The organism is Komagataeibacter sp. NFXK3 (assembly GCF_054182245.1).
On sequence record NZ_JAPIVJ010000047.1, the window covers coordinates 1 to 5,753 of the forward strand.

The window sequence follows — 5,753 nt, forward strand, 5'->3', positions numbered from 1 at the left end:
CAACAAGCATCCCAAACCGGGCCTCCATTCAGCATGAAGGCCATCGTGAACCCGTTTCTCAGAAAGGGGTCGTTTTTGGCTGCCTGTCCCCCTTCCGAAGGGGTCACTTTTCCATGCCGCTTAACACATATTGTGTCGCGCGTTTCAGTCCTGCCCTTTCAACGTCTGTTGTGGAGGCATGGATCGCTTCGCCAATTTCTTCCCAGCCTGGGCGGGCGCTATCGCTTCCGGACGGAAACAGGTTGTTCGCCAGTTCTCCTGCTCCAAAGCCAATGAAGCGTGACAGGATGATCTGTTCGGGGGAAGAGGCGTTTCGGTCTGCTTCTTCAATCTCCTTGAGCAGCGCGATAGCCAGTGCATTGTCACGAGCCCGCTGTTTCCAGGTGTCAGCGAGGCCTCGGTCGGCCACCATATGAAAGTCGATCTTGGGAAGGGCCATCGCGGCCGGCAAGACAGGGGGCGAGCCATCTTCGCCTTCAAGTTCGCCCCAGAAAAGGTCGTTCTGGGTTTCTGCGAGAGCGGTTGTGCCGAAGAGGTTGAGCTGGAACGACATGGCCGTGCTCCGTACAAACGCCGGCGCCCGGTGCTGCTTCTGCAGGCCGGGATGTTTCCGGGTCAGGTTTTCGGGATGTCAGGAACGGGCGTGCTAATCAGGTTGTGTCGCCTGATTACTCTTTCCTTCAGCTCTCATTGCAACCGGGTCGGGCGGTGCGGGGCAAGGGTGCCGCGTAGCGGCAGCACCGGACCCGCGCGCAGGCGACGCAGACGCCGAGCACGGGGAGGAGCCGCCCCTTGCGGCGTGCTGGTCGATCTGGTGCTTTTACATACTGGCTTATATTTCTATTATGGCTTTTTATTCTCGGTTTATTAGCTTTTGGATTCTCGAATCTAAATCATATCCCTAAAGGGGTGTTTCTCGATTGGTGTAGTTGCAGAGATTGCGACGTTAATTCAACGTCGAATAAGCTGCTTCTTCAAGGGGGGAAAGCTGCTGCTTACATACCGGAAGGTAATGCGTCTTAGCGCGAACTGAAGATGGAATGCAAGGAAGGCAGACTTATCCCCAACGGTCGAGTTAGAAGGTTATTTTTAAACTGTTAAAAAGTTAAAGGCCGAAAAGCGCGTTTAATATCATTTGGTTAGGGCCTGTTTCTGTGCGCGATGTTCCGATAAGGCGTGCGCGATATTCCGAAAGAAAGCGTGCGCGATATTCCGTTGGGATGTGCGCGATGTTCCGATAAGACGTGCGTGATATTCCGAACGAGAATCGCGTTGCTGTGAATAATGGGAGTAATCATCGTCGACAGGGCAGAAGGCATACTTTGCGACCGTCAAGAACAACTGCAACAGGCCTCCAATTCTTGAGAATGGATATAGGGAAGAGAAAACTTCGGAATATCGCGCACGCCGGAAAAGGCATTAGGCCAGATATTCGGAATATCGCGCACATTAACGATCTTCACCTTGCTAATTCGGTCATCAAGTTCACGCCGATAGTTGCCCAAGGTGTTTACGAGGCGCAGTCTCTGCCCAAACGCCATGAATTCGGAACATCGCGCACGTTTAAGGTAGGTCTCTGGCGTTCGGACGTCCGTGCGTGTGATTCCTTGGGCGATGACAAGTTATGGCATCCGATAAGTAGCAGGCTTGATATCTTAGGTATTTTGCGCTTCACAGCAGCCTAGGAAAACAAACGCGACAGCGTCTCATGGTTCGGAACATCGCGCACATGTCCTGCTCATATTTTATCGCTAAGATTGTGATTCTCGATGTTCAAAAATCACTACGGGACGCCCTCCCCTTGGACCTACTTCGAGGGATAGCTGATAATCGGGGATAACGTCATCGCCTATAATTTTGAGAAGATCTCTTTTGAAAAATCGTAATTCGCGTGTAGTACCGATTTTCTTGGCGAGTTTATCTAGACTAATTTTCCATATTTCCTGGTTACCAAGATGCTTTCGTCCGATTTCATAAATACGGCGCCCCAGGCCACTATCGAGACTAAAATAAGTGGGGTTAATTGTCAGCACCCTGCGTTCCTTGACGAGGGCACGAAACATCCAGTCATTGAGCGTAATTTCAATGGCTGCCATAATTTTACGTCCAGTCGATGTTTTCCGCTCGACTACGCGCCATGTCTCTATCCAGCCAAACCCGCGCCGGTCGCGTTCGTCTGCAGATTCGATGGTTGTCATGATATTTGTAGATCTCAGACGATGAAGCGCATCGAGCAAAAGGTCGTAGCTGCGCTTACCTGTTCCTCGACCGGTGACGCGCAGGAGATCATGCGCAGCGAAGCGGACTGTATGGTCGACAGTCATTCCTCGCTCAATGCGTTCATTGATAAGAGAGACGACATAAAGAAGTATGTCTTTATCCCAAATCGTCGCAAGCCCTTTTGGGCCAGGTTCTATGGTAATTTGTATTTTCCCGTCGTCATATACCAGAGGCTCCATGCGCGGTTGCTTCTGGATGCTGAAGAACGGATATTCCATAAGGGCTCTGTCATCCTTTAACGGAGCCCCTATTAGGGAGTCGACAAACAGGTCAGCTTCGTTGCTAGCCATTATCTACCCCAGCCTTGCCTTTTGTGCGCGATGTTCCGAATGCAAACAAACCGGTTAATACAGCCAGGGTCAATGATTCTCTCGTCAGTGTTACGTATTTTCATCACCCAGCACCTGATCAATCTCGGCCCGGAGTCTTCGCAAGCGTTCACGGTCTTCCGAATTAAGCGGGAGTTGTTGGGCACGGACTTCACTTAGACGCTGGGCCATCCTGTCTACGGATGTAAACGTAAATCCAGAAGGTTTGCGGGTCGGTGCGGATTCTGGCCGTTCGAGGTCAGCTCGACCCAGTCGAATAGCTTTTACTGTGAGTTGTCCGGTTCTGGCTTGTTCAATGAGCTCTTGTTGTCTCACAGGATCCGGGACTCGTGCGAGTTCCACAAGGGTATTTCGTGCCACACCTCGCTCTGACGTCAACTCTTCAAGGATATCGGTTGGGAGCGTCAGGATTTTCAGGATAGAGCTAATTTCGCCGCGACTTTTTCCAAGAACTTCACCTGCCTGGCTCTGGTTCCAGCCTCTTTTTTCAATCAGTCGTTGGATGCCGGTTGCTTCTTCCAGAGGGTTTAGGTCCACTCTCTGAAGGTTCTCAATGAGCGCTGCGACTTCAGCATCACCGTCGTGTTCAATTGCAAGCATGCTGGACCAGCCAGCATGTTGCGCTGCTCGCCAACGGCGTTCGCCCGCGACTATGACCCATCGTTTGTCGGATTGTGAGTTCGTGACACGACGTACAAGAATGGGTTGAAGCTGTCCTTCAGCGACCATGGTTTCTGCTAGTGCTGCGATACTCTCGTCGTCGAAACTTTTTCGCGGTTGGTCCGGATCTGGCGCCACTTCTGTCAAAGGAACTTCGAATGTATGTCGAAATTTTCCGTCCTGGCGAACAAAACTGTTGCTGGCGTCGTCAATGAGACCAGCGGCTACGCCGAGAATAGGAGACGGGGCTTTTGTTTTGCGTCGGGTTGCCATCACGCATTACTTTCAGGCTGTTCGATATCTGCAAGCGGAAAATCTGTCTTCGTTTGGAGTGCTTGTGCCAGTCGAAGGTATGGTGCCGTTGCGGCTGCTGAAGAAGAGGACTCCAACGCAATCCTGCCTGCGCGTGCAGCATGACCGTACACAGCGCTTGAAGGCACGGGTTCCAGAACTGGAGCGCGGTCTTTCATCATGGAACATAAGTGTTGAAGGACTTCGCGGTCCACAGATTTGCGTGCGTTATATTGGGTCGGTAAAATACCAAGGAGTCGAAGCCCTGGATTCAGACGACGCTGGATCTTGCCGATGGTGCCGATAATCAGGCCAACGCCCATTGTGTCGTAAGGCTCGGTTCTCACAGGGACAATTGCATCATCGGCAGCAGCAAGGCTCATCCATGTAAGCATGCCGAGATTGGGAGGTGCATCGATCACGATCCAGTCGTAGTCCTCACGGACAGGATCAATGGCTTCCCGTAGCGCGGCGTCAAAACCGGGTTCTCTCCGGCCGTCCGTTTCGGCTAGGTCAATATGGCTGGCGATGAAATCGAAAGGCAGTTCGCGTCCGTCTGGTAGCGTGCCCGCCGCAACCACGATCTCAGAAAGGGGTTTTCCACCAAGGATGAGGTGAGCGGTCGTTTTGCCTTGATGATAAAGTTCAACACTGGCGCCAGCGAGTATCCCGGCTGTAGCTGTGGCTTGTGGATCCATATCAATGAGAAGAACGCGCCCTCCCAGTGATGACAACGCGTATGCGAGGTTGAGCGATGACGTTGTTTTCCCAACGCCGCCTTTTTGGTTTGCCAGCACAAGTATTCTTGCAGAATCTTGAACTGCGCCAGCCATATTACGTATCACCTCGGCGACATCATCCGGGATTGGTTCTTTATCGTTTTCCCACCGGCTAATCTTGGGCTTATCATAGCTTCGGCCAAGTCTGCGGTTGAGTTCATCTTTGATGTCGGCCTGACTTAATCGCAAAGTCAGTCGGCTATTTCGAAATGTTTGACCGTTCATTATGGCTTCCCCAGACAGACTTTTGATGCGTAAAATAGCATCAACGTCAACGATGATGGTTGATGTTGATTGTTATCAGTCTTTCTTGTCAAGGAAAAAATCGACGGCATATGGGCTGATATGAAGCCCTAAATTGGTCTTCGAGAGATACGATCAATGTTGCCTGCTTCTCGTCAAACATCTAATCCGGCCCAGGTGCGGCATGACTGAAGTGGCAACTTAGGACCATGTTATAGATTACTTGTGTCTTGAATGAGGCTTTGTCAAAGCGGACGAATCATTAAAACGAGGCATAAATCAGCCGAGGAGATAGCGATCAAAGATATAATGGAGGATGATATTTTGCTGTGCGACGTGTTACGATAGTCTTCTGGTTCTAGTTCATCCTTATGCTCAATGTTCGGACGTCAGAACATTCTCAGGCGGAATTTGTAAGATCATTCTTGGATGGGAGTAATACATTCCATCGCAAAATGCGTGAACTTCAGGGCATTGGAGCAGATGCTGATGTTCGGACGTCAGAACATCAGATGGCGCGTACCGGATTTTTATGAGCAGTGGTTCTGGACGTCGTTGGTCATCGAGATCGTGGTCGGTTCCTTGATTGCACTCCCCCCAAGTTCAGGAAACCTATCGAACATGCATTCACCCTGACTGGGGACTTGGATAATGCGTCGTTTTTCCTCATCGTCCACTACGAGCGATCGCAAGGCGTGCTATGTCGATGAGGGGGCAGCAACCAATTCCGCTGTCTTCATGTGGCCGACGTTTCATCCGAAAGATCGTCATGGAACGTACTCGCTGCAGTGAGACGTTCGCTGGACATGGTAAGACTGAGCATTGCCGCACCTTGGCGGCTCTAGCCTATGACAGCAAGACGGATCGCAGCATCGGGATAGACCAGGACGCTGCCATGGCGCTCATCCTCAAATGTTCAGGAGGCCGACCTGTTAATCATGTGGAGATGACGATACGGTACAAGCGGATCATCGACGTTCTTTTTCAAGGCATGAAAGAAGTGAGAGATAGGTCACGCTGCTACATATGCCGTTTTGCTTTGAACTAGAGCATAATCTGATCTAATAGGTTCATTTTAAGATTCCCATACTGGTCGAAATCTGATTCATACTATGTGCCGGTATGGAGGCCGGCCCGTATGACCCGAGCCCTGTCTGCTGACCTTCGCCGC

At 51.1% G+C, this 5,753-nt stretch carries 4 protein-coding genes; all 4 read right to left on the reverse strand.

Going from position 1 to position 5,753, the window contains the following annotated elements; all coding sequences use genetic code 11:
- Window positions 1-103 precede the first annotated feature (103 nt).
- A complete protein-coding gene (locus tag OQZ28_RS17040) occupies window positions 104-553 on the reverse strand; it encodes a hypothetical protein (protein ID WP_458136679.1) in 450 nt (149 codons plus the stop codon).
- A gap of 1,198 nt (window positions 554-1,751) precedes the next feature.
- Complete coding sequence (locus OQZ28_RS17045; protein ID WP_010511482.1) at window positions 1,752-2,570, reverse strand: replication initiator protein A; 819 nt, start codon at window positions 2,568-2,570, stop codon at window positions 1,752-1,754.
- Between the two features lie 90 nt (window positions 2,571-2,660).
- Window positions 2,661-3,542, reverse strand: a complete 882-nt coding sequence (locus tag OQZ28_RS17050; protein WP_010517477.1) for a ParB/RepB/Spo0J family partition protein — start codon at window positions 3,540-3,542, stop codon at window positions 2,661-2,663.
- Complete coding sequence (locus tag OQZ28_RS17055) at window positions 3,542-4,564, reverse strand: ParA family protein (protein WP_025440117.1); 1,023 nt, start codon at window positions 4,562-4,564, stop codon at window positions 3,542-3,544. Before OQZ28_RS17055 ends, OQZ28_RS17050 begins: the two co-directional genes overlap by 1 nt.
- Window positions 4,565-5,753 lie beyond the last annotated feature (1,189 nt).

Excerpts from the sequence above, each read along its gene's own strand:
- OQZ28_RS17040 (WP_458136679.1), bottom strand. The coding sequence starts at position 553 with ATGTCGTTCCAGCTCAACCTCTTCGGCACAACCGCTCTCGCAGAAACC.
- OQZ28_RS17045 (WP_010511482.1), bottom strand. The coding sequence starts at position 2,570 with ATGGCTAGCAACGAAGCTGACCTGTTTGTCGACTCCCTAATAGGGGCT.
- OQZ28_RS17050 (WP_010517477.1), bottom strand. The coding sequence starts at position 3,542 with ATGGCAACCCGACGCAAAACAAAAGCCCCGTCTCCTATTCTCGGCGTA.
- OQZ28_RS17055 (WP_025440117.1), bottom strand. The coding sequence starts at position 4,564 with ATGAACGGTCAAACATTTCGAAATAGCCGACTGACTTTGCGATTAAGT.